A 26,431-nucleotide genomic window follows, 5' to 3' on the forward strand; every position below is an offset into this window, starting at 1 on the left:
CCACCTCAGGGTTCGCTGCACCGTTCACAGTGCTGATCGCCACGCTGCTCACAAGATCTCTCCGTTCAACGTCGTCAGCCCCTGTGTGCTGAATGCGTACTCCTCAGCATATTTTGTCGTGCTGATGATTTCTTGTGTGTGCTCTTCGTGGTGGGAGGCGTCATCCCGGAGAGACCGGACCGTGGTCGTCCGCCGATCGGAGATATCCTCCGGGCGGGGGCGCGCGGGGCCCGCGATTCCGGGCCTTAGGCGGCCTCCATCATCTAGGCTGTCGCCGTGAAGATCCTGCTCCTCGGCTCCGGCGCGCGCGAGCACGCCCTGGCCCGTGCCCTCGCCCGTGATCCGCAGACCTCCGAGCTCATCGTCGCTCCGGGAAACCCCGGCACCTCGGCCATTGCCACGAACCTCAACATCGACCCCAGCGTCCCCGAGGAGGTCGTGGCCCTGGCCACGCAGATGAAGGCGGACCTCGTCGTCGTCGGCCCCGAGGCGCCCTTGGTCGCCGGTGTCGCCGACGCCGTGCGCGACGCCGGGATCCCCTGCTTCGGCCCCGGCGCGGAGGCCGCCCGCCTGGAGGGCTCGAAGGCCTTCGCCAAGGAGATCATGACCGCAGCGGGCGTCCCCACCGCCGAGGCCGCCGTGTGCACCACCGAGGCCGAGCTGTCCGCCGCCCTGGACCGCTTCGGGGCCCCCTACGTCGTCAAGGAGGACGGCCTGGCCGCCGGCAAGGGCGTCGTCGTCACTGACGAGCGCCCTGTCGCCCTGGCCCACGGCCACGCCTGCCTGACCCGCGGCAGCGGCCGCGTCGTCGTCGAGGACTACCTCGACGGCCCCGAGGCCTCCGTGTTCTGCGTGTGCGACGGCGCCACCGTCCGCCCCCTGGCCCCCGCCCAGGACTTCAAGCGCCTCCTCAACGACGACGCCGGCCCCAACACTGGCGGCATGGGCGCCTACTCGCCCCTGTCCTGGGCCCCGGCGGACCTCACCGAGCAGGTGGTGCGCGAGGTCGCCCAACCCGTCGTCGACGAGATGGCCCGCCGCGGCACCAGCTTCATCGGCCTGCTCTACTGCGGCCTGGCCCTGACCAGCCGCGGCCTGCGCGTGGTCGAGTTCAACGTGCGCTTCGGCGACCCCGAGACCCAGGCCGTCCTGGCCCGCCTGACCTCCTCCCTGCCCGAGCTGCTCCACGCCGCCGCCACCGGTCGCCTCGCCGAGGCCTCCGAGCCCACCTGGTCCGAGCAGTGCGCTGTCGACGTCGTCATCGCCGCCCCCGGCTACCCCGGAACTGTCACCACCGGCGGCACCATCACCGGGATCGAGACCGCCGAGGAGCTCGACGACGTCCACGTGCTGCACGCCGGCACCGGCACCACCGAGCGCGGGGAGCTGATCGCCGTCGGAGGGCGGGTCCTGTCCGTCGTCGCCCTGGGAGCAACTCTCGAGGCGGCGCGGGAACGCGCCTACGAGGCCGTCGAGCGCATCAACCTTGAGGGCGCCCAGTACCGCACCGACATCGCCCAGGCGGCCAGTGAAGGCAGTGTCGGCAGTGTCGGTAGCGCTGCCAGTGCCGACGGGGCCGAGTAGAGCTCCTCGCCGTCGCAACCACGGCGCGCGGCTCGCCCTGCGCTGAACCTAGGAAGACCGCGCCAACAGACCCGGCCGCTGGAGGCGGTGCGCGTGACGCATGCACTTCTTCCGAGACCAAACGCACACTGCACCGCTCTTTCCTGAGGGAGGCCCGTGCCCCCTCGCCGGATGGGAGGGGCGGGTTCCGGCGCCGGTGTTGACCCACGTCAGCCCCTTGTCCGGCCGACCGGAGCGGGTGAAAGGTGAGAGCCGTTCCCATCCCGTCGGTGGGATTTACTCCGGTAGCTCCCTGACTCCCGCTGACAACTCGACCCGGACAAATGCCTGCAATGGCGCGGTATTTGGATGATCCTCCAAGGGTGAACCCTGCGGGCGCCTCCGCGGCCCGGGACCGGACACAGGGTGCCCGCCGATGGCAGGATGGGGGCATGACTCAGTCCGCGAGTTCCGCCTCAGTCGGTTCCAGTGCCTCAGCAGCCGGCTCCCTGCCCCCCACCGTCCCCGGGTGGGAGCACCGCTCCAGCGGCAAGGTCCGGGACGTCTACGCCCCCACCTCCGACGGCCCGTGGGGTGGGCAGGACGTGCTCCTCGTGGTCGCCTCGGACCGCATCAGCGCCTACGACCACATCCTGGCGACCCCGATCCCGGACAAGGGCAAGGTCCTCACCGCCCTGAGCGCCTGGTGGTTCGAGCAGCTCGCGGGTGTCGTCCCGAACCACCTCGTCTCCCTCGACGTTCCCGCCCAGGTCGCCGGACGCGCCATGATCTGCCGGCGGCTGGAGATGTACCCGGTGGAGTGCGTGGCCCGCGGCTACCTCACCGGCTCCGGCCTGGTCGAGTACCGGCAGAGCCGCTCCGTGTGCGGCGTCGTCCTGCCCGAGGGCCTGACCGAGGCCTCCCGCCTGCCCGAGCCGATCTTCACCCCCGCCGCCAAGGCCGAGCTCGGGGAGCACGACGAGAACGTCACCTTCGAGCGTGTCGTCCAGATGGTGGGGGAGGGGCCCGCCACCGCCCTGCGCGAGACCACCCTGGCCCTCTACTCCCGGGCCGCCGAGATCGCCCGGGACCGCGGCATCATCCTGGCCGACACCAAGTTCGAGCTCGGCACCGACGCCGACGGCGACCTGGTCCTGGGCGACGAGGTCCTCACCCCCGACTCCTCCCGCTTCTGGCCCGCCGACGCCTGGGAGCCCGGCCGGGTCACGCCCTCCTTCGACAAGCAGTACGTGCGCGACTGGCTCACCTCCCCGGCCTCCGGCTGGGACCGGGACGGCGGCCAGGAGCCCCCGGCCCTGCCCGACGACGTCGTCGAACGGACCCGAGCCCGCTACCTCGAGGCCTACCAGCGGCTCACCGGCCACCCCCTGGAGCTGTCATGACCACGACCTCACCCGCATCGGAGCTTCCCGATACCGGGAGCACCGCCCGCTCCTTCAAGCCCGGGCCGGGCTTCTACATCCTGGTCGGCCTCATCGTCCTGACGGTCGTGCTGGCACTGTCGGCCGCCATCACCTCCGCCCTCGGGGCGGCCGGGACCTCCCGGGTCCTGGGCGGCATCGCCCTGGTCCTCGTGGGGCTGGGCATGCTCGCCTCCTTGAGGCTCTCCGCCCGCTCCCTGGTGGTCAACGCCCCCCGCCTGCGGCTGGAGCGCAACCGGGTCCGGGCGGCCCGGGCCCGGCAGGGCGACGAGTCCTCCAAGAAGGGAAGCAGCGCCAAGAGCGCCCGCGGCAAGGGGTCCAAGGGCTCCCAGTCCTCCCAGCGGGGCTCGGGAACCGACGGCGCAGCCCTTCCCGGCACCGATCTGGCAACGCTCACCGTGCCGGGAACCAAGGTGCTCGTGCCCGAGTCAACCGGTCGGCGTGAGCTGACCACCCTCGACGTGGTCTCCGGCCCCCTCACCACCGCGCTGGCTGCGACATCATTCGGGCGTGCGGCCGACGAGCGCCTGGCCGGGACCTCCACCGGCGAGACCCTCATCCGTGTCGGCCAGCTCCTGCTCGGCGCCACCGGCTTCGTGCTCGTGGCCCTGGGGCTCGCCTCCATCCTGGGACAGGTGATCTCATGACCCCTCGTGACCGACGCCCCGACAACGAGCAGGGGCCCGTCAACTGGGGCATCATGCCCAAGCGGACCCCACGGCCGAAGAGCGCCTCCGCCCGGCCCGGTGGCAACGGGCTGCTGGAGGTCGTCCGCTCCGGCAACAACCCGGCCCCCACCGGCTCGTCCGCCTCGGCTACCTCATCCGCCTCGGGAGTCTCCGCGGCCTCCGCCGCCGGCTCCGCCGGCGCCCATGATGCGAGCGGTGCGGCAGTCATGACGGAGGAGGACCTGCGCTCGGCCGCGGCCCAGGCCATCGCCTCAGGAACCGCTGACGCCGTCGACGCCGCCATCGCCATCGACCTGGCCGACGTGTCCGACGAGCCCACCGGCTGGGCCGGCTCCGCCCTGTCCGCCGGTTCGCCCGCCTCCCCGGTCGCCCTGCGCGCCGTCGGCGGACCTGCTGACACCCCCGGGGGCCACGGTGCGTCCGTCCCGACGGGCGACCCGGACTCGCTCCCCGCCAGCGCCGCCGGCACCGCTGGCACCCCCTCCTCTCCGGCCCCCCAGCAGCAGCGGACTGCGGCCGCCAACGGCGCCGAGAGCCGCTCACCGCGACCCGTCGTGCGCCCCACCGCCGTCGACGGGCCCGGCAGCGCACCCCAGACGGGAACCACCACCACCCGCGTCTTCACCATCTCCCAGGGCAAGCCCGAGGCCGTGCCCAGCAGTGCCTCCACGGCATCCGCGGCATCTGCGGCCTCTGTGGCGGCTGCGCCGCCGCCGGTCGCAACATCGGCCGCACCCGCACCCGCACCAGCGGCACCGGCCGTCTCGGCCCCCAGCGCCGCAGCCCCCTCCGCCCGCGGCCGCGGCTACCAGACACGCCCCAGTGCCGCCACCGCCTCCCCCGCCGCGCCCACGAGCCCTGCGGCCCAGCCCGAGGTCGAGGAGGACGCCGGCATCCTGGCCGAGTCCAGTGCTTGGGAGGCGGCCACCAACGCTCTGGATGCCGAGGAGATCAAAGCCCAGGGAGGCACTGACTGGGGGGTGGGGCGCGGCCCCGCCAAGGGACGCGGCACCCGCCGCCCCTCCTCGGGCACCGACTGGGGCGTGGGGCGCGGAAGCGCCAAGGGCTCAGCCGCCCGGACCCGCTCCCCGTGGCCGGCGGCCGTGCGCCGCCAGCGCCTGGCCGGCGTGGCCTTCGCCCTGCTCGGCCTGATCCTGGCCACCGCCTCGGCCATGAACCTGGCCCGTAACGCCGAGGCCGGACACCCCTGGATCCCGCCGTGGCTCGTCGCAGTCCTCGGCGGTGCCGGGCTGGTGGCCGCCGCCGGGTACCTGGCCTGGGCCGGAGGCACGCCTGTGCGCCGTGAGGCCGAGCGCTGGAAGCCCGGTGTGCTCGACGCCGCCGCCGGCCTGACCACCGGGTCCGTCAAGGTCCACGACCCCGCCCGGCTGGTGGCCCGCGCTCGCGGACCGCTCCTTCCGGGCACCTCCGGGCGCGGCGACGAGACGGCCCCCACCGTGGACTCCGGTCCCACACCGGTCATGGGCACCTCCACCGTCGACCAGTCCCTTCACGCCCCCGCCGGTGTTGCCGGCGCCGTGGGCGGGTTCATGCTCGCCAGCGCCGTGGTCTGCGCCGTCGTCGCCCTCATCCTGGGCCCCAGCTGGCTCATCGCCACTGCCGCCCTCACCCTGGGCGGAGTCGTGGCGATTCGGCTGGCCGGCGAGTGGCTCGGCCAGGTCTGAGCCACGTCGAGACGGCAGGCAGTGTCCTGGGCTGCTTGCGGGTAGTCTTGGGCTGCGCACTCATCCCGCCTGATCCGAGGAGCACCCATGGGACGCATCGTCGTCGAGGTCATGCCCAAGCCCGAGATTCTTGACCCCCAGGGCAAGGCTGTCGTCGGAAGCCTTCCCCGCCTCGGATTCGAGCAGTTCACCGGGGTGCGGCAGGGCCGCCGCTTCGAGCTGACCGTGGACGGCCCCGTCACCGAGGAGCATCTGGCCGCCGCCCGCGAGGCCGCCGACACCCTCCTGTCCAACCCGATCATCGAGGACGTCGTCTCCGTCGCCGCCGACGAGGAGGCCTGAGCCGTGAGTGAGTCGCTCAGCAGCTCCCCCGCCGCCCGTATCGGCGTCATCACCTTCCCCGGGACGCTCGACGACGTCGATGCCGCCCGCGCCGTGCGCCTGGCCGGGGCCGAACCAGTGAGCCTGTGGCACAAGGACGCCGACCTGCGCAGGGTCGACGCCGTCGTCGTGCCCGGAGGCTTCTCCTACGGCGACTACCTGCGCTGCGGCGCCATCGCCCGCTTCGCCCCCGTCATGGAGGAGGTCGTGGCCGCCGCCGAGCGCGGCATGCCGGTGCTCGGCATCTGCAACGGCTTCCAGATCCTCGCCGAGGCCCACCTCCTGCCCGGCGCCCTCCTGCGCAACGCGAACCAGCGCTTCATCTGCGTCGAGCAGCGCCTGCGCGTGGAGAACACGCAGACCGCCTGGACCAACCGGTACGCGGACGGGGAGGAGATCGTCGTTCCCATGAAGAACGGCGAGGGCAACTTCATCGCCTCCCCCGAGGAGCTCGACCGCCTCGAGGGGGAAGGGCTCGTCGTCTTCCGCTACGTGGGCAACCCCAACGGCTCAGCACGCGACATCGCCGGCGTGCGCAACGAGCGCGGCAACGTCGTCGGACTCATGCCCCACCCCGAGCACGCCGTGGAGCCAGGTTTCGGACCCGGCTCGCAGGCCGGTCCGCGCACCGGGACCGACGGCCTGGGAGTCTTCCGCTCCGCCATCGACTCGCTGCTGGCCGTCTGACGACCCCGTATTCGGCACCCACCCCTGACAACCGGCAGGGGTGGGTGCCGAATCATTTCCCGTCACGTTATCCACAGATCCGCCTCGAGCCTGTGCAGAACTGTGGAGAAGACGGGGTGGCCACTCGCTCGGCTGACCTGGTCGTGACCGCGCTCAAGTTGCATGGCGATGAGGAATGTGCTGTGGCAGCTGTCGGGGCTCCGCCTTGGGATAACCGAGAGGGCGAGCGCGACTGATTGGATGATTGTCCCGGATTTTCAGCCAAAACTCGGTGTCCAGGGATGCCGTGTCAAGGTGTGTGGCGGCCTGTGTGGAGAGTCGCCGGCAGGGGTGCTCGCCCGGGGCGCTGGTGCTGAGCGGGTGTTGTGCACAGGTGGAATGGCGACATCCCACAAACCCCCACAGCCATACACAAGCCTGTGGACACGGCCTGTGGATAACTCGGCCCGCGATGTGATGAAGTCCCTTGAGCTGCCCCTCCAGCACGCGACTGCCGTCCGCTCCCCCGATCAGCGATCGTGGGGTGAGGCGTTCTCGTCGGGACCGGCCTCGAGAAGAACTGCCGTCAGTCCTGGCAAGCCCCTCGTGATCTCTTGCCTGCCGATTACCCGCCGGTGACGACGCGGTTGTGGCGCATGGCGATGTCAACCCAGAAGGCGAGGCGGTCGTCGTCGGTGATGGCCTCGGGAGTGACGGTGACCCAACCGGGTTCCATGACTCGCCCGGCCCCCATCTGGGCCTGCTCGGCCCCCGGCTCTCTCAGGAGAGTTTCGTGCCGGTCCGCGGCGACACGCACCAGCAGGTCACCGCTCCTTCCGGCGCTGACGATCATCTTGTCGTTGACCATGATCGCTCGGCCTCCGAACATGGAGACCTCGCGCACATCCGGTTCGTCATCGACCAGCGCGCGGACGCGCTCAACGAGGTGGTGCTGCTCGGGTGTCATGGATGCCATCGCTTCGTCTCCCGTTGGCGGTCAGTCGGTCAAGGGCTGCCAGTGGTCCGGGCCGGCGTCCCCACCAGCACCGGCAACCTTGAGGCGGGGCATGAAGTGGGCCCAGCCGTGCGTGTGCCCGGGGACCGCGGGCTCCGGCAGGTCGAGATGGTGCAGGTCCACGCGCGTGCCGCCAGTGATCGGCGTCAGGATGAACTCGACCCTGGAGGTTCCGGCGGGCAGCTCCTCACTGCCTGCGAATCCCCACGAGACCACTACACGCTGGAAGGGCTCGACCACGAGGTACTCACCCCGCACAGGGGAGCCGGCGATATCGACCGCGAACTGTCCACCCGGAGTCGGATCGAGATCGGCGTACTGCCCCATCCACGCCGTCATGCCCTCGTTCGTGGTGAGGTACTTGAAGACCGCCTGCGGGGGTGCCTCGATCTCGATGGAGTCCTGAAACTCAGCCATGCTGTTTCTCCTCTCGCTGCTCGACGGCGGACTTGAGGGCCGTCAGCCTCTCGGGCCAGAAGTCGTCGAGGTAGGAGCGCACGGCCGCAAGCCCGTCCGTGTTGAGTGCGTACAGGCGGCGCGTGTGATCGGTGGTGACGGTCGCCAGTCCCGCTTTCTGAAGAGTCCGGAGATGGTGCGAGGCAGTCTGCTGTGACAGTCCAACTGCCTGTGCGACGGCGCCCACGGGCTGCGGCCCTGAACGGATGACGCGCAGGATCGCCCGACGGTTGCCGTCAGCCAGCGCCCGTAGCGTCATGTCGACGTCGATCGCCTCTGGTGCTCCCACGCGCTCCTCCTCGGTTGACGTCCCCACCCTAACACAAATGAATATTTGTACTTATGAGTGCTTGTGTGTCGGTGTGGGTCGCCGCGGCCGCTGGTCGGTTCTTCTGGGGCGCCTCAGACGACGGCGGTCGGCCGCCCCCTCGGGGCGGCCGACCGCCGAGTGTCTCGTTGTCGGATCGTCAGCCCACCAGGTCGGCCACGATCTGCAGGAGGTCCTGCAGGTGCCGGTTGGACAGGAACTCCCGGCGCACGGACTCGTGGGCGACCAGCCCCATCTCCTGGGCCCGTTCGGGGAAGAGCAGCAGGTCGCGCACGGCTTCCGCCCAGGCGAGACCATCGGCCGGGTCGACCAGGACGCCGTCGACGCCGTCGTCGATCTGATCGCGGATGCCGCCCACCGCGGAGGCGACCACCGGGGCCTTCTTCCACATCGCCTCGGCCACGGTCAGTCCGAAGGCCTCGATGAGGGAGCGCTGGGTGACCACCGAGCTGACTCGCTGGACGGCGTTGACGACGGTGGCGTTGACCTCCCGGTCCTCCATGCTCACCGCGGCCACGTGGATCCGCGAGGCGACCGATTCCGGCAGCACCGAGCAGCGCTCCACGATCTGGGTGAGGGTGGCCTGCGACTCGGGCCCGTCAGGGGTCGGGCCGACCAGCAGCAGGTGGGCGTCCTCGGGCAGCACGGTGATGTTCTCGGCGAAGGCCTCCACCAGCTCCAGGCCGCCCTTGAGGCGGTCCCAGCGGTTGACCTGAGTGACGACCCGGGCACCCAGCGGCACCGGTCCACCGGCCAGCACCGGGTCATCGGCCAGGCCGCGGAAGGCGTCGGCGCGCCCGTCGTGGCGCATGAAGGGCACGGCCTCGAAGGGCGGCTCGCCGGCGAAAATCCCGGACAGGCGCGCCACCGACCAGGCCTCGTCCAGGTCCAGGACCCGGTTCTTGGGGGAGTCGGCGTCGATGGAGGGAGCCAGGACCGCGCAGCGCTCGGCCTCGATGTAGGGCGGGCGGTACTCGGGGCGGGAGACGATGACGAGGTCCACGTCTTCCAGGTAGCGGTCCAGGAAGGCCCAGGCGTAGTCGGCGGCCTCGCCCGCGCCCTCGGCCCCGGCGTGGCAGCGCCAGATGACTGTGGCGCCCGCCGCCTTGAGGGCCTTGGCCAGGCCCGCGGTGGGCGGGTCATGCAGGATGACGACGTCGTCGGGGCGGACCTCCTCAACGATGTTCTCCGCGTTGGAGGCCAGGACGTGCTCGTAGATGTCGCGCTGCTTGTCCCCGAGCTTGCCGCCGTCGCCGTGGTCTCCGTGGATGCCGGCGTGCAGGCGGGCCGCGATCTGGGTGAACTCCTCGGGGGCGTCCAGGGTCAGCCAGCGCACATTGAGGCCGGCGCCCAGGGAGTAGCCCACGAGGGGGGCAACCGTCTCCGCCGGTCCCGAGCCGGCGGCTGCCGACGGCGTGACCGTCCACACGGTGCGCCCCTCCAGCAGGGCCTCGGCCCCGGTCAGGCTGGTGTGCAGTCGTTTGATGGCCACCTCGTCCAGGTGGCTCTCCAAATGCGACAGGGGCAGCGGGGCGACGTCGATGTCTCTCATGCCATGATCTTCCCCCGAAATCTTGTGAGGCGCAGCACTTTGGGCTTGGGCGTGGCGTCTTGTTGCTGTTTCGGCATTCTTCTGGCTGGATTCCGCAGAGCGCCGATCGGGCTCGCGTGGAGTGTGCGGAGTGCGCGGGGCGCGGTCCCGCGAGGGTCGTGGTGTGAGGTGCCGTGGGGCGTGGGTAGGCTTGGTCCGGCCGCACTCCCTCGTCAACCAGGAGCCCCCATGGCGTCCGAGCCCGTGATCCCAGCCGCCCACCCCGACACCGTCGCCGACGCCGCCGCGACGCCCGAACGCGAGATGCCCTGGAAGGAGCTGGGCCTCAAGGCCGACGAGTACGAGTCCATCCGCGAGCTGCTGGGGCGCCGCCCCACCAACGCCGAGCTGGCCATGTACTCGGTCATGTGGTCCGAGCACTGCTCCTATAAGTCTTCCAAGATCCACCTGCGCCAGTTCGGCGCCAAGACCACCCCCGAGATGCGCGAGCACCTCCTGGTCGGGATGGGGGAGAACGCCGGCGTCGTCGACATCGGTGACGGCTGGGCCGTGACCTACAAGGTCGAGTCCCACAACCACCCCAGCTACGTCGAGCCCTACCAGGGCGCCGCCACCGGTGTGGGCGGCATCGTGCGCGACATCATCTCGATGGGCGCGCGGCCCGTGGCCGTCATGGACCAGCTGCGCTTCGGCGCCGTCGACCACCCCGACACCGCGCGCGTCGTCCACGGCGTCGTGGCCGGCGTGGGCACCTACGGCAACTCCCTGGGCCTGCCCAACATCGGCGGCGAGACCGAGTTCGACTCCTCCTACCAGGAGAACCCGCTGGTCAACGCCCTGTGCGTGGGCGTGCTGCGCCACGAGGACATCCACCTGGCCAACGCCACCGGCGCCGGCAACAAGGTGGTGCTCTTCGGGGCCCGCACCGGCGGGGACGGCATCGGCGGGGCCTCCATCCTGGCCTCGGAGTCCTTCGAGGACGGCATGCCCGCCAAGCGCCCCAGCGTCCAGGTGGGCGACCCCTTCATGGAGAAGGTCCTCATCGAGTGCTGCCTGGACCTGTTCGGCGCTGGGCTCGTGCTCGGCATCCAGGACCTGGGCGCCGCCGGCATCTCCTGCGCCACCTCCGAGCTGGCCTCCAACGGCGACGGCGGCATGCACGTGGACCTGGAGAAGGTGCTGCTGCGCGACCCCACCCTGACCGCCGGGGAGATCCTCATGAGCGAGTCCCAGGAGCGCATGATGGCCGTCGTCGCGCCCGACAAGCTCGAGGAGTTCATGGCCGTCATCGACAAGTGGGACGTCGAGGCCGCCGTCATCGGGGAGGTCAACGGCTCGGGCCGCCTGACCATCGACCACTTCGGGGAGCGGATCGTCGACGTCGACCCGCGCACCGTGGCCCACGAGGGTCCCACCTACGAGCGCCCCTACGCCCGCCCAGCCTGGCAGGACGCGCTCAATGCCGACACCACCGAGCGCCTGGCCCGCCCCGAGTCCGCCACCGAGCTCGCCGAGCAGGTGCGCGCCGTCGTCACCAGTCCCAACCAGGCTTCCACCGCCTGGGTCACCAACCAGTACGACCGCTTCGTGCGTGGCGACACCGCCCTGTGTCAGCCCGACGACGCCGGCGTCATCCGCGTCGATGAGGCCACCGGCCGCGGCGTGGCCATCTCCACCGATGCCAACGGCCGCTTCACCAAGCTCGACCCCGCCACCGGCGCCGCCCAGGCCCTGGCCGAGTCCTACCGCAACGTGTGCACCGTGGGCGCCCGGCCCCTGGCCGTCACCGACTGCCTCAACTTCGGCTCGCCGGAGGACCCCGACGCCATGTGGCAGCTTGTCGAGGCCATCACCGGCCTGGCCGACGCCTGCGCCGTCATGGGGGTGCCGGTCACCGGCGGCAACGTCTCCCTCTACAACTCCCACGGCAAGGTCAAGGGACAGATCGACTCCTCGATCAACCCCACGCCCGTCGTCGGCGTCCTGGGCGTCATGGACGATGTGCGCCGTGCCAACCCCTCGGGCTGGCACGAGGAGGGCCTGGCCATCATGGCCCTGGGCACCACCGCCGACGAGCTCGACGGCTCGGCCTGGTCCCGCGTGGTCCACGATCACCTCGGCGGGCTGCCCCCGCGCGTCGACCTCGAGGCGGAGATGGCGCTCGGGCGGGTGCTGCTGGCCCTGAGCGAGGCGGAGGGCCCCGGCGGCGAGCCGCTGGTGCGTGCCGCCCACGACTGCTCGACCGGCGGCCTCATCCAGACCCTCGTGGACTCCTGCCTGCGCTGCGGCGTCGGCGCCAGCGTGGACCTGACCGCCATCCAGGAGGAGGGCGTGGACGACTTCACCGCCCTGTTCTCCGAGTCCGGGGCCCGCGCGATCGTTGCCGTGCGCGAGGAGCTCGTGCCCGCCGTCACCGCGGCCGCCGAGGCCGAGGACGTCGCCGTGGCGCGTTTGGGGACCACCGGCGGTGACCTGCTCGTTGTGGCCGGCAGTGACCTGCTCTCCGACGGCGGTGCCGGGCGTCCCCTCGTTCTGGACCTGGCCGAGCTCGGGGCCGACGTCGAGGGCGTCCTGCCGGCGCTGTTCTGAGTCGCGTTCGCCGACGGGGACTTCCCCTCGCGGCCGGGGACATTCCTGTGCGGCGGGGGACCTTCGACGCCGTCGGGGACGGGAATCCTGTCCCCGAACGCGCAGGATGGCCCCGGCCGGGGCGACACGCACCCGGCCGCGTGGAGTGTCCCCGTCGGTCAGCCCCGGTGAGCCGGCGACCTGCCTCCTGACTGCCTTACTGCGCCATCTCAGGTGTCGATGTGTGGTGGTGGAGTGTTGCTGCGGAAACAAGCAGCACCACTGCCGGTAGGACGTTCACGAGGTAGATCCAGGCGCTCGGGTTGGACGTCTCTGCCGTGACGAGGCAACCGATGGTCAGTGAGACGGACAGACAGATGCCGGCCAGTGCCACGCTGAGGACTGCCCCGCCCATCTTGTTGTCGGCCGCGACGACATAGAACGCGGTGATGAAACCAATGACGGCCAGAATCAGGATGACGCTGTTCATCGTCCGCACGAGACTCACGAGGTTGAGGCCAGCGTCGGGTGACGAGCTGTCCGTGAAACTCGGCGGCACGAGCGTGGAGGCGTCGAGGACGTGGTTGGACACGATGACGCTCACCACCTGGGCGCCCCAAGCGATGATGGTGATGATGGACTCGATGTCGGCTGATCGTGTGGGGCGTGAGGAGGGGACTGCGGAAGATGTCATGGCTGGAGCCTGTCAATGCGCCCGCCTTGTATCAACCAGTGGGTAGCCTGGAGGCATGATCGATCATGCCTCTGTGAGTGTCAGTGATCCGGCGGCCTCGAAGGCCTTCTACGAGGCGGCGCTCGCGCCGCTGGGCTACCGCGTCGTCATGGAGTTCGGGCCCGTCACCGGACTGGGTGGGCCGACGCCCGGTGCGCCGGAGGACGCCCCGGTCCACGCGGACCTGTGGCTGGCCCCGGCGGAGAACCCGACTCCGTGCCACATCGCCGTCACGGCGTCGTCGACGGCGCAGGTGGACGCCTTCCACGAGGCGGCCCTCGCGGCGGGCGGCACCGACAATGGAGGTCCCGGCGAGCGCCCGCACTACCACCCCGGCTACTACGGGGCCTTCGTGCTCGACCCCGACGGCAACAACCTCGAGGCCGTCTTCCACGGCGCCGGCGACTGAGTGCCGCCTGCGCGCCTCACCTCCGCTGCGTGAGCCCGCCGTCGGGGACTTTTCCTCGCGGCCGGGGACACTTCTGTACGGCGGGGGACGTTCGACGCCGTCGGGGACGGGAATCCTGTCCCCGGACGCGCAGGATGCCCCCGGCCGGAAGGGCGCGCACCCGGCCGCGTGGAATGTCCCCGTCAATGTTGATGGTGGGGCAGGAGGCGGTGGGGAAACAACGACGCGGCGGTGAGACGGCGGTGTCGGCTCACGCAGTACCTGAATCGACATCGAGGCCGCCTCGGAGACAATGCCCGACAAATCCCCGGGAGTCTCAGGAAGATATCGAAGCGGCGGGCGAGGCGGTCGCGACCGATGGTGCAATGCCCTCCCGCGCCCGCCCGAACGGGGCGCGGTGGTGCGGAAGGCGGCGTCTCAGCGTGTCGTGCACCCGGCGTGGCGCCCTCTCAGCCCCGGATTTGCCAGATATCACTCAGGTAACTGCTCGCAATCGGCTCAAGATGCCGCAGATACCTCGCAGAGATCTCTAGACTTCAACCATGACTGTGCCTTCAGAGACCTCGACGACGATCGACCCTCGTGAGGTGTCACTGTATGCCGGCCACTTCGACGCGCTGTGGGGTGTGGCCTGGAGCCCGGATGGCACGCGGCTCCTGTCCGGATCGCACGACGGCACGGCCCGCGTCTGGGACGCGAACCGCGGTACCGAGCTGTTCGCGCTGGCCGGCCCCAGCCTGTCCATCAGCGCGGTGGCCTGGAGCCCCGATGGCACGCGGCTCCTCACTGCGGCGGAGGACCACAGCGTGCGCGTCTGGGACGCGACCACCGGCGCCGACCTGCTGACCCTGGGGGTCGGCGGCTCCGGCGTGGGCGGGGCGGTGGCCTGGAGCCCCGACTCCACCCGCATCCTCACCAGCTTCGACGACGCCTCGGCCCGCATCTGGGACGCCTCCAGCGGTCAGGTGGTGCGCACCCTGTCGGGGCACACCGAGCACCTCACTGCGGTGTCGTGGAGCCCGGACGGGACCCGCGTGGCCACCGCCTCCGACGACGGCACCGCCCGGGTCTGGGATGTCACCACCGGCACCGAGCTGCTGCGCGTGGGCCCCATGGCCTTCGTGGGGCGCGGTGCCACCATGGGCCCCGACGGCAGGCCGACCCACGTCGGCCCGATCGAGCCGATGACCGGCCTGTCATGGAGCCCGGACTCGCGTCGCATCATCACCGCCTTCGACTCGGCCGAGCCCCGGGTCTGGGACGCCGCCACCGGCGAGGAGGTCCTCAGCCTCCACGGCCGCGAGCGCCGCTGGGTCAGCGTCGTCTCCTGGAGCCCCGACGGCAGCCGCATCATCACTGACGACATCTCCGGTACCACCGCCCACATCTGGGACGCCGCCACCGGCGAGGAGCTGCTCAGCCTGCGCGGCCACAACCAGTGGGCCTGCGCCCTGGCCTGGAGCCCGGACTCGAGTCGCGTGGCCACCGGCTCGCACGATGACACCGTGCGCGTCTGGGACGCCGCCACTGGCCAGACCCAGCTCGTCCTGGGGGCCGGTAACTCCGTGGAGACCGTCTCCTGGAGCCCCGACGGCACCAGGCTCAGCATCGGCGCCAAGATTGGCGGCAACCGCGTCTGGGACGCCGCCACTGGCCAGCCACGCCTCACGGTCGACAACGGCGCCCGGGAGCTGAGCGAGGTCGTCTGGAGCCCGGACGGCACCCGCCTGGCCACCTCCTCCTACCTCTCGCCCCGCGTCCTCATCCTGGATGCCTCCACCGGCGACGTCGTCCAGGCCCTGACCGCCGGGGAGGACGACGTCAACGACATCGCCTGGAGCCCGGACAGCGAGCGCATCCTCACCGGACTGGGAGACGACCGCGCCGCGATCTGGGACGCCGCCCGCGGCGAGCGCCTCCTGACCCTCGAGGGCCACAGCGACATGATTACCTCGGTCGCCTGGAGCCCCAACGGCCAGCGCGCCCTGACCGGCTCCCAGGACGGGACGGCCCGCATCTGGGACGCCGCCACCGGCGAGGTCATCCACACCTACACCGGCAACTGGGTGCGCGACGTCGTGTGGACTCAAGGGGGCCCGCGCGTCGTCACCGGCAGCGCCGACGGCGCCGCCCACGTCTGGGACGTCATCACCTCCGGCGAGCTCGTGACGCTGCGCGACGACGCCGCCATGGTCCGCTCCTATGCCTGGAGCCCCGACGGCACCAAGGTGCTGGCCGGCTTCGACGACGGCGTCGTGCGCGTGTGGGACGAGGTCTCCGGCAAGGTCGTCCTGTCCCTGGCCGGCCACCGTTTCGGCGTCACCGACGCGCAGTGGAGCCCCGACGGCACCCGGATCCTCACCGGCTCCGAGGACGGCACCGTGCGCCTGTGGGACGCCACCACCGGCGAGATGACCGGGCTGTTCCTGTGCTTCCTGCCCGACGGCGGGGTCGCCATCCTCGACGCCCCCTCCCTGAGCCTGCGTTCGGGCCCCGGGGAGGTCTGGGACTACCTCGGCCGCCCCGAGATCCTCGCCGGCCAGCTCACCCGCGTGGGTGTGGAACGGCGCCAGTACCTCAACTCCGACCCGCTGCCCGAGGTCGTCGCGGAGCCGTCCCCGGCCGAGGCCGCTGACGAGGACCCGACGGCGCCCGAGCCGGTTGAGGAGCCCCAGGTTCCCGAGGAGTCTCCGGCTCCCGAGGCCACCGAGCCCTCCGAGGTGCCGGAGGTGCCGGAAGGCGACTCGCTCGGCGAGCCCGCCGACGCCCCCTCCGTCTTCGCTCCACCCACGCAGCAGGAGACCGAGCCGGCCCCGGCCCAGTCCGGTGCCGACGTCGAGCAACCCGCCGCTTCCCAGTCCCCTGAGGACGCCCCCGCCCAGGCCCCGGAGCCGCCGTCCCCCGCTGGTGATCCCCTCATCGAGGAGGCCCCCGCCGAGGCGCAGGCCCCGCAGGTCGAGGAGCCCGGCTCCACTGAGGCCGAGGGCTCCGAGATCTCCGCACCGGTCCCCGCCCCGGAGGCGGCGGATCCGGCCGCAGCTCACCAGGCCCGGCACGCGGCGGTGACCGCCCACACGCCGGCCGAGGCCGCTGAGACCCCTGAGGCCCTCGGGCAGCCGGTCGCGCCGGCTGAGACCGAACCGGTCGCTGCGCCGACGGGGGAGACCCTCCTCGTCCAGCCCTTCCCCATGGATCAGGGCCTCGTGGACGGTGAGGTGAGCGCCCCGGCTGTGACGCCGCCTGCGATGGTTGAGATGCCGCAGACCCTGACCGCTCCCGCGGAGGAGCAGCAGCAGTCCGAGGCACAGCCTCTGCTGAGCACCCCGGAGGCCATTCAGGAGGCCGACGCCGAGGCCGGTGCCGACGCGCTCGTCGTCCCGGCTCCCGCCACGGAGCCCGCCGACAACGCGCGCCGGGCCCGGCACGCCGCCGGCACTGCTCAGACCCCGGCCGACGCCGCCCCGGAGCGCGTCGTCGAGGACGGCGCAGCGGCCGTGCCCGCTGAGTCAGAGCTGGCTCTGCCGACCGAGGTGGCCCAGTCCTCCGGGACGGCCGAGTCCGACTATGAGCCGGTGGCGATCCCCGCCGTCGAGCATGCCGGTGGCGAGACCGTGGCCGCGCCCACCGGTGAGACCGTCGCCCCCGACCAGCTCGAGCTCTCCCTGACCCCGGCCGACACCACCGGCCGCGAGGGGGATGAGGTCACCCTTGACCTCTCCGAGGAGGCCGGTGGGCCGGCGCCAAAGCCGGCCCCCGAGGTCGCAGCCCCTGTCGAGACGACGGTGCCGCCCGTTGCGGACACCGCTGAGACGGCGCGCGCCGCCGGCCCGGTGGACGTCACCGACGTCGCCGATGCGGCGGCCCCCGAGGTGCCGGTGCCCTCCGGCGCTGAGGCCACCTCCGCGCCGACCGCCTCAACGCCTGAGAGCGAGCCCGAGGACCAGGCGGTGCCGGAGGCCCCGGCCGAGCAGGCCCCCGCCGAGCGCCCGCAGGGCCAGGAGAACCCGGACAGGCCGCTCGAGCCTGCGGACACTGAGGCCGCTCAGACTGCCCAGGCCGAGGCTGCCGCCGAGGACCGGCCGAGCGCCGAGGAGGAGCTGACCGAGCCGACTGACCCCTCCGAGCCCGCTGAGCCTGCAGAGCCCACTGAGGCGGCCGAGCCGAGTGAGCCGGCCCCGGCGCCCTGGGGGAGTGCGGACCTGCGCCAGCGGATCTACACCGAGGTCCAGGAGTTCGTCGCCGCCATCGCGCGCCGTGACGTCAACGAGCTGGCGAGCCGCTACGGCATGGCCGGCAACGACCTGGCCGGCCTCGATGAGCAGCTGGCTGACCTGTCGAGCCCCGCGTCGGACCTGACCCTCTACCCCCTGGAGCTGGCCGACGACTACGTCGACGGCCACCACCGCCTCGACCTCAGCGAGCTGGAGGGCGGCGGCGTCGTCATCAGCAGCGAGCTGTGGGCCCACGATCGGGCCTGCGGCGCGCGCCTCATCGCCCACTGGAACCCCATGGGGATCTACCCCTTCGACTTCCGCAACGTGAGCATGTGAGTCATCTCCCGAGCGCCTCTCCGGCGCCCGGCAGCTCGAGTGCGCCCCCGACCGGCAGGTACGGGGGCGCACTCGGTTCTCGGGCGGTGAGAGGGAGACGGGGATCGCTCAGGAGCAGCGCCGGGGGATAGGTGCCGGGGCTGTGAACCGCATAGACTTCCCGCCGTCAGTGTTATCCACCGAGAGGGGACGTCTGTGTCGACGGCGCAGTACCCGGCACGGGCCCGTGTCGCCGCCTGGGCAGTGCACATCTTGACCATGTCGGGACTGGTGTGGGCCAGCCTGGCCATGCTCGCCACCATCCACCCCCGCCGGGAGTTCACATGGATGTGGGTCTGGCTGCTCGTCGCCCTCGTCGTCGACGGCGTTGACGGCACCCTGGCCCGGCGCGCCCGGGTCTCCGAGATCATCCCCTGGTTCGACGGCGGCATTGTCGACATCGTCGTCGACTACCTCACCTGGACCTTCATCCCGGCGGTCTTCATGTACGTGGCCCTGCCAATGGGCCCCAGGCCGCTGGCGGGACTGCTCATGGCCCTTGTCCTGAGCTCGTCGATGTTCTGCTACGCCAACAAGCAGTGGAAGTCCACCGACTACTACTTCGTGGGCTTCCCGGCCGCCTGGAACATCGTGGCCCTCATGTTCTACGTGCTCCAGACCCCGGGGGTCTTCAACATCATCGTCACCCTCATCTTCGTGGTGCTGACCCTGGTGCCCACGCACTACGCGCACCCGGCCCGCGTCAAGCGCTTCCGCGCCCTCAACATCGGTGCGGTGGCCGTATGGTTCCTGGCCACCTGCTGGCTGGTGGCGATCTACCCCCACCGGCCGCTCAGCGCGGTCGCCGTCCTCATCGTCTCGGGCGGGTGGTTCCTGCTCGCCGGAGTGCTGCGCTCGATCCGCGGGGAGGAATCCACTGCGGCAGCGGCGTAGGCCAGACTAGCCGTCGCCCGGGGCGCGCAGCCCCCGGGCGACCACCACATCACGCAGCCAACGGCCGCCCTCCAGCAGGAAGGTGGCCAGCACCAGGCCGATGACCACCATGATGACCCAGCCGGGGTACTGGTTGCCGTGCCCGTCGTCGCCCGCCAGGAAGAAGTACACGTAGGGCGCCACGAAGGTGATGAGGGTGACGAGGAACCCGGCGAAGCGGATGCGGCGTCGCTTGCCCGCCACCATGGCGATGATCCCCCAGGTGTAGGGCACTGCGGTGATGATGTCGATGGCCCACAGCACCCAGGGGTTGCCGCGGAAGCCGGGGGCGTAGACGGCCGGGAGCGCCCGCAGCGAGGAGTAGATGAACACCGTCGCGTAGGCCAGGAAGCGGGGGTTGTGCAGCAGGCGGACGATGCCGGCACGCGGCACCAGGTCCACCTTCGCCTCCTGCAGGGCGGCCAGGGTGTGCCGGGACACGCGCAGCGGGTCCGTCCCCTCCAGCACAGTGCGCAGGTAGCGGATCTGCTCAGGCGTCCCGGTGGCCCACTCGTCCAGGAGCCGGCGCGGGCTCACGGCGACGACGACGCCGCCCTCGCCCTGACCGGACCCGTCGCTCCGAGGGGCCTCGACGCCGTCGGGCGCCTCCAGGGACGCAATGTGCACGAGGTGCTCGCCCAAGACGCTCCGCAGCAGCCCCAGTCGCTTCGAGGGAACCTCACTCAGCCACAGGCGCTGCCCGTGCTCCACGGCCAGGGACAGCGCGTGCCCCAGCGCCCAACCGCGCTCGTCGGGCGCCAGAAGCTCCTCGGGGGCGGAGAGCTGAGCCAGTTCAGGCACCTCGGCGACGTTGAAGCGCGTCAGGTCGCCGACCCGGTCCACGGCCGCCACCGTCCGCAGAACCTCGGGGTCCAGGACATGGCGCCGAGTGACGGGAAGCTCCGTGACAGAGCGCAAAGCCATCAGATCCATCACGGAGGAGCGGGAAGCGGGAGTGTGTTCGGGCATTGGGAAGAGCCTAAAGGAGTTGGTGCCCGTTGTGTGCATCCTGTACATCCTGTGAACCGATCCGGCTCACTCCTGGCCAGAACAGAGGGGAAACCCGCCTCCCCTCGCGCCCGTCGGTAGGGGCGCGGCCGGGACCGGGGCCCACGGGGCGGCCGAGCGCCTAGGGTGAGTTCATGAGTACTCACGCCATCCCCTCAAGGCAATCCAGCCGGCGCGGCGACCCGGGGCTGCTCGTCGTGGCCGGAGCGGGCCTCATCGGATCCCGCCTGGCGGACCTGGCCCAGGACAGCGGCTGGAGGATCCGAATCCTCCACCGCAGCGCAGCGGGCCAGGAGCCACGGGAGGGCATCGAGGTCGACGTCACTGGCAGGGAGCACGCCTGGTGGGCACCCGCCGAGCGCCTCCTGCCGCCCAGCGCCCTGGAGGGCGCCAGGGCCGTGGTCTGCCTGTCGGGCGCCCCGATCGCGCCACGCCCCTGGACACCGGCGCGCCGTCGCGAGCTGGCGGCCTCACGCCTGTCCACCACCGCCCTCATCGCCCGGGTCGCCGCGGCCCTGCCCCCGGCCGGGCGACCCGAGGTCCTGCTGAGCGGATCGGCCACCGGCTTCTACGGGGACCGGGGCGACGAGATCCTCACCGAGGCCAGCGGCCCAGGCCAGGGATTCCTGTCCGAGCTGTGCCGACGCTGGGAGTCCGTTGCGGGCCCGGCGGCAAGAGCCGGGCTGCGCACGGTCCAGTCCCGCACGGGCCTGGTGGTCAGCTCCTCGGGCGGGCTGGGGAGGATCCTCGGCGCCGCCTACCGGGTCGGGGCGGGGGCTCGGCTGGGCCGCGGTGACCAGTGGCAGCCGTGGATCGCCCTGGAGGATGCCGCGGCCGGGCTCCTGTGGGCCATCGAGCACGACGACGTCCACGGGCCGGTCAACCTGACCGCTCCCGAGCCGGCGCGCAACCGCGACCTCCACCGGCTGCTGTCCCACGCCGGCGGCCCGCCCTCGATAGCAGTCGTGCCCCAGATCCTGCTGGACCGAGCGGGCAGGGCCGGGGCGGCCGGCGGTACCGGAAGCATCGGCGGGATGCTCGCCGAGCTGCTCGGCGCCTCCCAGCGAGCGGTCCCCCAGGCGCTGCTCGCCTCCGGCTTCCGCTTCACCGCTCCGGACGCGGCCTCGATCTGGGCACTGGGCGCCTGACTCCCGCCCGGTGCCGGTCGATCCCGTGCACCCGCACTCAGACGCGGGCCAGGACCTCACCGTGCACGACGACGAACCAGGCGTCCTCGCTGGCGCCCCACTGCCGCCACGCCTGGGCCATCGTCTCCAGGTCGGACCCGTCCGCCAGCCCCAGCTCGACGGCCTGGGGTCCGAAGGAGGTCAGGCACCGCTGCGCCCAGGTCTGCGACTGCCAGGCCCGGTCGGTGGGCGTGGCGTAGCACCAGGTGGAGGCCGAGGCGGTCACGTCGACGAAACCCGCCTCCCGGGCCCAGGACAGCAGCCGGCTGCCGGCGTCGGGCTCGCCGCCGTTGGCGCGGGCGGTGGCCATGTAGACCGAGCGCCACTGCTCCATGCCCGCGGGCTCGGGGAACCAGGTCATGGCGGAGTAGACGGCGTCGCGCACGGCCACGATCCCGCCGGGGCGGGTGACGCGGCGCATCTCGGCCAGGGCACCCACCGGGTCCGCGAGGTGCTGAAGGACCTGGTGGGCGTGGACGACGTCGAAGGAGGCGTCCTCGAAGGGCAGGGCCATGATGTCCCCGCAGGTCAGCTCCACCTGCTCGGACAGACCCCGTTCGCGAAGCGTCGCCCGAGCCGCCTCCAGGGCGCCGGCCGCGGCATCGAGGCCCACGACCCGCCCCGGGGCGACGCGCTCAGCGAGATCCGCGGTGATGGACGCCGGTCCGCAGCCGACGTCGAGCAGGTCCATTCCCGCACGCAGGTGGGCAAGCAGGTAGGCGGCCGAGTCCGCCGCGCCGCGCCGCGAGTGCGCGCTGAGCACCGCCGCACTGTGACCGTGGGTGTAGCGGGCCGTCTCGCCTGAACCGTCTGGAAGCTGTTCACTATTCATGCCTCCAGATCCTCCAGGAATGTGATCTGTGTTGCGCGAACGTCCGGAATGCGGCCTTTGCGACGGCTATGTTTCCTCCGGATCGCGAGATGTTTCGTCTCAGTGAACGTCTCGGTGGAAGTCTTCTCGCGGCGCCGCGGCGACCAGCCAGGTGCTGAGCTTATTCCGCTAGGCGAAGGAGTCCCCCATGCAGGACGTTGTCGAAAAGGTCTATGAGCAGGTTGTGGCTCGCAACCGTGGAGAGGTCGAGTTCCATCAGGCCGTCCACGAGGTGCTCGAGTCCCTCGATCCCGTCATCGCCAAGCACCCCCACTACGCCGAGGGCGCCCTCCTGGAGCGTATCGTCGAGCCCGAGCGCCAGATCATGTTCCGGGTCCCGTGGGTCGACGACGCCGGCCAGGTCCACGTCAACCGCGGCTTCCGCATCGAGTTCAACTCCGCGCTGGGCCCCTACAAGGGCGGCCTGCGCTTCCACCCCTCGGTCAACGCCGGCATCATCAAGTTCCTCGGCTTCGAGCAGATCTTCAAGAACGCCCTGACCGCCCAGGGCATCGGCGGCGGCAAGGGCGGCTCCGACTTCGACCCGCACGGCCGCTCCGACGCCGAGGTCATGCGCTTCTGCCAGTCCTTCATGACTGAGCTGGCCCGCCACATCGGCCCCTCCACCGACGTGCCCGCCGGCGACATCGGCGTGGGCGGCCGCGAGATCGGCTACATGTTCGGCCAGTACAAGCGCCTGCGGAACTCCTACGACGCCGGCGTCCTCACCGGCAAGGGCCTGGCCTGGGGCGGCTCCCTCGTGCGCACCGAGGCCACCGGCTACGGCACCGTGCTCTTCGCCCAGTCCATGCTCGCCACCAAGGGCGAGTCCCTCGAGGGCAAGAAGGTCCTCGTCTCCGGAGCCGGGAACGTGGCGATCTACGCCATCGAGAAGGCCCAGCAGCTCGGCGCCACCCCCATCACCTTCTCCGACTCCTCCGGCTACGTCGTCGACGAGGCCGGGGTGGACCTCGAGCTGCTCAAGCAGATCAAGGAGGTCGAGCGCGGTCGCGTGGCCGACTACGTCGAGCGCCGCCCCGGTGCCCGCCTCGTGACCGGCGGCTCCGTCTGGGACGTCCCCGGCGACGTCGCCCTGCCCTGCGCCACCCAGAACGAGCTCGACGGCGACGCCGCGAACACCCTGCTTCGGGGCGGCTGCGGCGTGGTCTCCGAGGGCGCCAACATGCCCTCCACCCCGGAGGCTGTCGAGGCCTTCCAGAAGGCCGGCATCCTCTTCGGCCCCGGTAAGGCCGCCAACGCCGGTGGCGTGGCGACCTCCGCCCTCGAGATGGAGCAGAACGCCGGCCGCACCCGCTGGGACTTCGCCACCGCCGAGGCCAAGCTGACCGACATCATGGCCGACATCCACGACTCCTGCGTCGCCGCGGCCGAGGAGTACGGCCGCCCCGGCGACTACGTGCTCGGTGCCAACGCGGCCGGTTTCACCCGCGTTGCCGACGTCATGATCGCCCACGGCATCGTCTGATACCTGGCTGATCCGGGCTCGCGCCCACAGCGACGGCGTCCGTCACCTCTTCTCCGAGGCGGCGGACGCCGTCGTTGTTGCGTGGGACGGGGCGTGGGCATGAAAGGGGAGTGGGATCGACGCTCATGGCAACCATCCGCGCGGCTCGTTCCTCGCCTCGCTCCCGCTGTGGAGGCATGGCCCGACGGCGTGGACGGGCACCCGGGGGAGGCGGGTACGAGCGCCGTCTGATGAATGTCAGTGAGTGCCACGAAAAATAATGCCCCGTATCGCAGGGGCGCATACGGTGACCCATGTTCCTCTCCTCACCTTCTCCCGGGTCACCATCCCTCCGCCTGACAAGGAACGACATGCGACTGCGCCCCACGCGGGCCGTCAGGGTCAGCGCCGTCATGTGCGCGCTGACTCTGACAGCCCTCAGTCCCTTCCCGCTCAACCCTCCTGCCGGTGCTGACGAGCCGGCCGCCCCGGCCGCCCCGGCCGACTCTCCAGCCGCCGGCGCCACCACCATCGACCTGCTGGGCATCACCGACCTGCACGGCCACATCTCCCGAACCACTCAGACGGACAGCGCCACCGGACAGACATCCGTTGAGGACCCCGGTGCTGTCACGCTGGCCTGCGAGGTCTCCGCCGCCCGCGCCGCCAACCCCAACACGCTGTTCGTCTCCGCCGGAGACTCCGTGGGCGGATCGGCCTACGTCTCCTCCATCCTCCAGGACCGCCCCACCATGGAGGCGCTCAACGCGATGTCCCTGGATGTCTCCGCCCTGGGCAACCACGAGCTCGACCAGGGCCTGACCGACCTGGAGACCCGCATCCTGCCCGCCTCGAACTTCCCGATCCTGGCCGCCAACGTCTCCGGCTCGACTCCCTTGAGCGCCGAGGGCGGCGGCAAGGGGACCTTCATCAAGGAGGTCGGCGGTGTGCGTGTCGGCTTCGTCGGCGTCGTCACCGATGAGCTTCCCACCCTCGTGTCACCCTCTGCCCTGTCCACCCTCACTCTGAGCCCAGCGGTCGCCGCCGCCAACGCCCGTGCCGCCGAGCTCAAGGACGGCGACCCCGCCAACGGTGAGGCCGACGTCGTCGTCGTGCTCAGCCATGAGGACGCGGCCTCCACGGCCACGAGCTTCTCCAAGAACGTCGACGCCGTCTTCTCCGGGCACACCCACGTGCCCTTCGCCAAGACCGTCACCGGCGCAGAGGGCAACCAGATCGCCGTCGTCCAGGCCGACCACTACGGCTGGGCACTGGGCCGCATCCGCCTGAGCTATGACCCCGCCAGCCGGAAGACCTCAGTGGTCAGTGCTGACAACAAGGACCTGCGCAGCTCGAGCTGCACCACCGACGCCTACGGCGTCGCCGGAATCGTCTCCCAGGCCGAGAAGGACTCCGCCGCCGAGGGCGGCAAGCCGCTGGCCAAGATCGGCTCGGACTTCCTGCGCGGCTCGGACGGCTCCGGCCCCGGCGCCAACCGCGGCACTGAATCCACCGCCTCCAACCTCATCGCCGAGTCCTTCCGCAGCTGGCTCGCCACTGACATCCAGCCGACCGGCTCCACCCGCTACGTGGGCATCATGAACCCCGGTGGCGTGCGCGCCGACCTGCTCTACGCCGCCTCCGGCTCGGAGGGCGATGGGGTCCTGACCTCGGGGGAGGCCTACACCGTCCAGCCCTTCGGCAACGAGATGGCCTACACGACCCTCACCGGCGCCGAGCTCAAGGCTCTGCTGTCCCAGCAGTGGCAGCCCGGCTCCAGCCGCCCCGTGCTCACCCTGGGGCTGTCCAGGAACGTCGACGTCCTCACCGAGGCCACCACCGATCCCGCATACGGAGGCGAGGCCGGAGCCGCCCCCGCGATCCGCGAGATCCTCGTCGACGGCAAGCCGCTGGCCGACGGCGACAGCGTCGTCGTCGCCTCCAACTCCTTCCTGCTGGCGGGAGGTGACGGCTACACCGTCCTGAAGGACAAGCCCGCGACCAACACCGGCGTCCTCGACCGCGACGTCACCTCCGCCTACCTGGCCTCCTTCGGCGACAAGCCCGTCACAGCCGACTACTCCAAGCGGCAGACCGCGATGACTGTGGGGCCCGTGTACATCAGCTCAGGTGGCGCGCGCAGCACCGACACGGTCTCCGTGACCCTGGACTCCCTGGCCTACACCAACCCCACCGAGCAGGCCGCCGGCGCCCGGCGCGTGCGCGCGAGCGCGGGGGATCAGGAGATCCTGACCAAGGACCTCGACCTCACCGTCAACCCCACCGGCCCGACCACCGGCCGGGTCGACTTCAACCTCACCTTCCCGGCCGACGCCCCCACGCGCGCCTGCCGCACGGTCCAGGCCACCACCTGCCGCTGGGCAACCGTCGAGACCCTCGACGCCGCAGGCGCGGTTCTCAACCGCTTCTCGGTCGAGATCGAGGATGAGGGTTCGGCCGACCCCGGAGCGGACTCTGGCGACAGCACGGCGACGGGCGCTGACGCTGCGGCGGACGGGGCCGGCGGCAAGGCGGCGTCCACCCCGCAGGGCGGCCCTGGTGCTGGTGAGACCTCCGTGGGCGGCGGCACCGAGCCGTCTGCTGGTAGCGGCGCGCAGCCCGCAGCCACCGCCGCTCCGGCCGCGTCCGGAGCGCCCGCCCAGGCGGCCGGACCCGAGCGCCCGAACAAGGCGGCCAGTGATAGTCCTCTGGCCCACACCGGCGCCTCGCTCGGCGCGGGGGTGCTCGCCCTCGCCCTGCTCGTCGTCGGCGGCTACCTCATCCTGCGCCGCAGACAGCAGGTCGCCTGATGCCGCCTGACGCCGGCTGACTCGGCTGATGCCGGCTGCCCCAGGCTGACTCGCAGCGATATGCGGATCGAGACTCGTGCC

The 26,431-nt window shown here is 71.4% G+C and carries 20 protein-coding genes; 13 read left to right on the top strand and 7 right to left on the bottom strand.

The window, feature by feature from the left end; all coding sequences use genetic code 11:
* Nucleotides 1-276: 276 nt before the first annotated feature.
* From purD to purQ, 6 genes are all read left to right on the top strand, one after another.
* A complete protein-coding gene (purD, locus tag HW274_RS01775; protein WP_075253572.1) occupies nt 277-1,584 on the top strand; it encodes a phosphoribosylamine--glycine ligase in 1,308 nt (435 codons plus the stop codon).
* A 431-nt stretch (nt 1,585-2,015) separates the two neighbouring features.
* Nucleotides 2,016-2,966 carry a phosphoribosylaminoimidazolesuccinocarboxamide synthase gene (locus HW274_RS01780; RefSeq protein ID WP_075253571.1) on the top strand — a complete coding sequence of 317 codons (951 nt, stop codon included), beginning with the start codon at nt 2,016-2,018 and terminating at the stop codon, nt 2,964-2,966.
* Complete coding sequence (locus HW274_RS01785) at nt 2,963-3,652, top strand: hypothetical protein (RefSeq protein ID WP_075253570.1); 690 nt, start codon at nt 2,963-2,965, stop codon at nt 3,650-3,652. The genes HW274_RS01780 and HW274_RS01785 overlap by 4 nt, the downstream gene beginning before the upstream one ends.
* On the top strand, nt 3,649-5,379 hold the full coding sequence (locus HW274_RS01790; protein ID WP_075253569.1) for a hypothetical protein: 1,731 nt from the start codon (nt 3,649-3,651) through the stop codon (nt 5,377-5,379). The genes HW274_RS01785 and HW274_RS01790 overlap by 4 nt, the downstream gene beginning before the upstream one ends.
* A gap of 87 nt (nt 5,380-5,466) precedes the next feature.
* Nucleotides 5,467-5,721 carry a phosphoribosylformylglycinamidine synthase subunit PurS gene (gene purS, locus HW274_RS01795; protein WP_003787688.1) on the top strand — a complete coding sequence of 85 codons (255 nt, stop codon included), beginning with the start codon at nt 5,467-5,469 and terminating at the stop codon, nt 5,719-5,721.
* Nucleotides 5,722-5,724: 3 nt separating this feature from the next.
* Nucleotides 5,725-6,447: a phosphoribosylformylglycinamidine synthase subunit PurQ gene (purQ, locus tag HW274_RS01800; protein WP_075253568.1), complete on the top strand. Its 723-nt coding sequence runs from the start codon at nt 5,725-5,727 to the stop codon at nt 6,445-6,447.
* A gap of 604 nt (nt 6,448-7,051) precedes the next feature.
* On the opposite strand, the gene HW274_RS01805 is transcribed toward purQ, so the two are convergent.
* From HW274_RS01805 to HW274_RS01820, 4 genes are all read right to left on the bottom strand, one after another.
* Nucleotides 7,052-7,402 carry a TfoX/Sxy family protein gene (locus HW274_RS01805; RefSeq protein ID WP_185989076.1) on the bottom strand — a complete coding sequence of 117 codons (351 nt, stop codon included), beginning with the start codon at nt 7,400-7,402 and terminating at the stop codon, nt 7,052-7,054.
* A gap of 21 nt (nt 7,403-7,423) precedes the next feature.
* Nucleotides 7,424-7,858 carry an SRPBCC domain-containing protein gene (locus HW274_RS01810; RefSeq protein WP_075253566.1) on the bottom strand — a complete coding sequence of 145 codons (435 nt, stop codon included), beginning with the start codon at nt 7,856-7,858 and terminating at the stop codon, nt 7,424-7,426.
* Nucleotides 7,851-8,186 (bottom strand): helix-turn-helix transcriptional regulator, encoded by a 336-nt coding sequence (locus tag HW274_RS01815; protein WP_075253565.1) that lies wholly within the window; start codon nt 8,184-8,186, stop codon nt 7,851-7,853. Before HW274_RS01815 ends, HW274_RS01810 begins: the two co-directional genes overlap by 8 nt.
* A gap of 178 nt (nt 8,187-8,364) precedes the next feature.
* Nucleotides 8,365-9,777, bottom strand: coding sequence for a glycosyltransferase (locus HW274_RS01820; RefSeq protein WP_075253564.1), 1,413 nt, complete (start codon nt 9,775-9,777; stop codon nt 8,365-8,367).
* 228 nt (nt 9,778-10,005) lie between these two features.
* On the opposite strand from HW274_RS01820, the gene purL reads away from it, so the two are divergent.
* Complete coding sequence (gene purL, locus HW274_RS01825; protein ID WP_075253563.1) at nt 10,006-12,366, top strand: phosphoribosylformylglycinamidine synthase subunit PurL; 2,361 nt, start codon at nt 10,006-10,008, stop codon at nt 12,364-12,366.
* Between the two features lie 196 nt (nt 12,367-12,562).
* Here the strand turns inward: purL and HW274_RS01830 are convergent, their stop codons facing one another.
* Nucleotides 12,563-13,039, bottom strand: a complete 477-nt coding sequence (locus HW274_RS01830) for a hypothetical protein (RefSeq protein ID WP_075253562.1) — start codon at nt 13,037-13,039, stop codon at nt 12,563-12,565.
* Between the two features lie 55 nt (nt 13,040-13,094).
* Between HW274_RS01830 and HW274_RS01835 the strand changes: the two genes are divergently transcribed.
* The 3 genes from HW274_RS01835 (at nt 13,095) to HW274_RS01845 (ending at nt 18,970) form a co-directional block, all read left to right on the top strand.
* Nucleotides 13,095-13,487, top strand: a complete 393-nt coding sequence (locus tag HW274_RS01835) for a VOC family protein (RefSeq protein ID WP_075253561.1) — start codon at nt 13,095-13,097, stop codon at nt 13,485-13,487.
* A 542-nt stretch (nt 13,488-14,029) separates the two neighbouring features.
* Nucleotides 14,030-18,037, top strand: a complete 4,008-nt coding sequence (locus tag HW274_RS01840) for a WD40 repeat domain-containing protein (protein WP_185989077.1) — start codon at nt 14,030-14,032, stop codon at nt 18,035-18,037.
* Nucleotides 18,038-18,232: 195 nt separating this feature from the next.
* Nucleotides 18,233-18,970 (top strand): phosphatidylcholine/phosphatidylserine synthase, encoded by a 738-nt coding sequence (locus HW274_RS01845; RefSeq protein WP_075253559.1) that lies wholly within the window; start codon nt 18,233-18,235, stop codon nt 18,968-18,970.
* Between the two features lie 6 nt (nt 18,971-18,976).
* Here HW274_RS01845 and HW274_RS01850 read toward each other — a convergent pair whose 3' ends face one another.
* Nucleotides 18,977-19,978 (bottom strand): hypothetical protein, encoded by a 1,002-nt coding sequence (locus tag HW274_RS01850; protein WP_075253558.1) that lies wholly within the window; start codon nt 19,976-19,978, stop codon nt 18,977-18,979.
* A gap of 173 nt (nt 19,979-20,151) precedes the next feature.
* Between HW274_RS01850 and HW274_RS01855 the strand changes: the two genes are divergently transcribed.
* Nucleotides 20,152-21,165, top strand: a complete 1,014-nt coding sequence (locus HW274_RS01855) for a TIGR01777 family oxidoreductase (RefSeq protein WP_185989078.1) — start codon at nt 20,152-20,154, stop codon at nt 21,163-21,165.
* A 37-nt stretch (nt 21,166-21,202) separates the two neighbouring features.
* On the opposite strand, the gene HW274_RS01860 is transcribed toward HW274_RS01855, so the two are convergent.
* Complete coding sequence (locus tag HW274_RS01860) at nt 21,203-22,036, bottom strand: class I SAM-dependent methyltransferase (RefSeq protein WP_075253556.1); 834 nt, start codon at nt 22,034-22,036, stop codon at nt 21,203-21,205.
* A gap of 187 nt (nt 22,037-22,223) precedes the next feature.
* Between HW274_RS01860 and gdhA the strand changes: the two genes are divergently transcribed.
* Nucleotides 22,224-23,561, top strand: coding sequence for an NADP-specific glutamate dehydrogenase (gene gdhA / locus HW274_RS01865; RefSeq protein ID WP_075253555.1), 1,338 nt, complete (start codon nt 22,224-22,226; stop codon nt 23,559-23,561).
* A 350-nt stretch (nt 23,562-23,911) separates the two neighbouring features.
* On the top strand, nt 23,912-26,350 hold the full coding sequence (locus tag HW274_RS01870; protein WP_075253554.1) for a bifunctional UDP-sugar hydrolase/5'-nucleotidase: 2,439 nt from the start codon (nt 23,912-23,914) through the stop codon (nt 26,348-26,350).
* Nucleotides 26,351-26,431 lie beyond the last annotated feature (81 nt).

The sequence above is a fragment of the Actinomyces sp. oral taxon 169 genome, assembly GCF_013394715.1.
In the GTDB taxonomy this organism is placed as follows: Bacteria; Actinomycetota; Actinomycetes; order Actinomycetales; family Actinomycetaceae; genus Actinomyces.

Bases quoted from the DNA above. Each gene is read 5' to 3' on its own strand.
- HW274_RS01780 (WP_075253571.1), top strand. From the start codon at position 2,016: ATGACTCAGTCCGCGAGTTCCGCCTCAGTCGGTTCCAGTGCCTCAGCA.
- HW274_RS01785 (WP_075253570.1), top strand. From the start codon at position 2,963: ATGACCACGACCTCACCCGCATCGGAGCTTCCCGATACCGGGAGCACC.
- HW274_RS01790 (WP_075253569.1), top strand. From the start codon at position 3,649: ATGACCCCTCGTGACCGACGCCCCGACAACGAGCAGGGGCCCGTCAAC.
- purS (WP_003787688.1), top strand. From the start codon at position 5,467: ATGGGACGCATCGTCGTCGAGGTCATGCCCAAGCCCGAGATTCTTGAC.
- HW274_RS01805 (WP_185989076.1), bottom strand. From the start codon at position 7,402: ATGGCATCCATGACACCCGAGCAGCACCACCTCGTTGAGCGCGTCCGC.
- HW274_RS01810 (WP_075253566.1), bottom strand. From the start codon at position 7,858: ATGGCTGAGTTTCAGGACTCCATCGAGATCGAGGCACCCCCGCAGGCG.
- HW274_RS01820 (WP_075253564.1), bottom strand. From the start codon at position 9,777: ATGAGAGACATCGACGTCGCCCCGCTGCCCCTGTCGCATTTGGAGAGC.
- purL (WP_075253563.1), top strand. From the start codon at position 10,006: ATGGCGTCCGAGCCCGTGATCCCAGCCGCCCACCCCGACACCGTCGCC.
- HW274_RS01830 (WP_075253562.1), bottom strand. From the start codon at position 13,039: ATGACATCTTCCGCAGTCCCCTCCTCACGCCCCACACGATCAGCCGAC.
- HW274_RS01835 (WP_075253561.1), top strand. From the start codon at position 13,095: ATGATCGATCATGCCTCTGTGAGTGTCAGTGATCCGGCGGCCTCGAAG.
- HW274_RS01840 (WP_185989077.1), top strand. From the start codon at position 14,030: ATGACTGTGCCTTCAGAGACCTCGACGACGATCGACCCTCGTGAGGTG.
- HW274_RS01850 (WP_075253558.1), bottom strand. From the start codon at position 19,978: ATGCCCGAACACACTCCCGCTTCCCGCTCCTCCGTGATGGATCTGATG.
- HW274_RS01855 (WP_185989078.1), top strand. From the start codon at position 20,152: ATGAGTACTCACGCCATCCCCTCAAGGCAATCCAGCCGGCGCGGCGAC.
- HW274_RS01860 (WP_075253556.1), bottom strand. From the start codon at position 22,036: ATGAATAGTGAACAGCTTCCAGACGGTTCAGGCGAGACGGCCCGCTAC.
- gdhA (WP_075253555.1), top strand. From the start codon at position 22,224: ATGCAGGACGTTGTCGAAAAGGTCTATGAGCAGGTTGTGGCTCGCAAC.
- HW274_RS01870 (WP_075253554.1), top strand. From the start codon at position 23,912: ATGCGACTGCGCCCCACGCGGGCCGTCAGGGTCAGCGCCGTCATGTGC.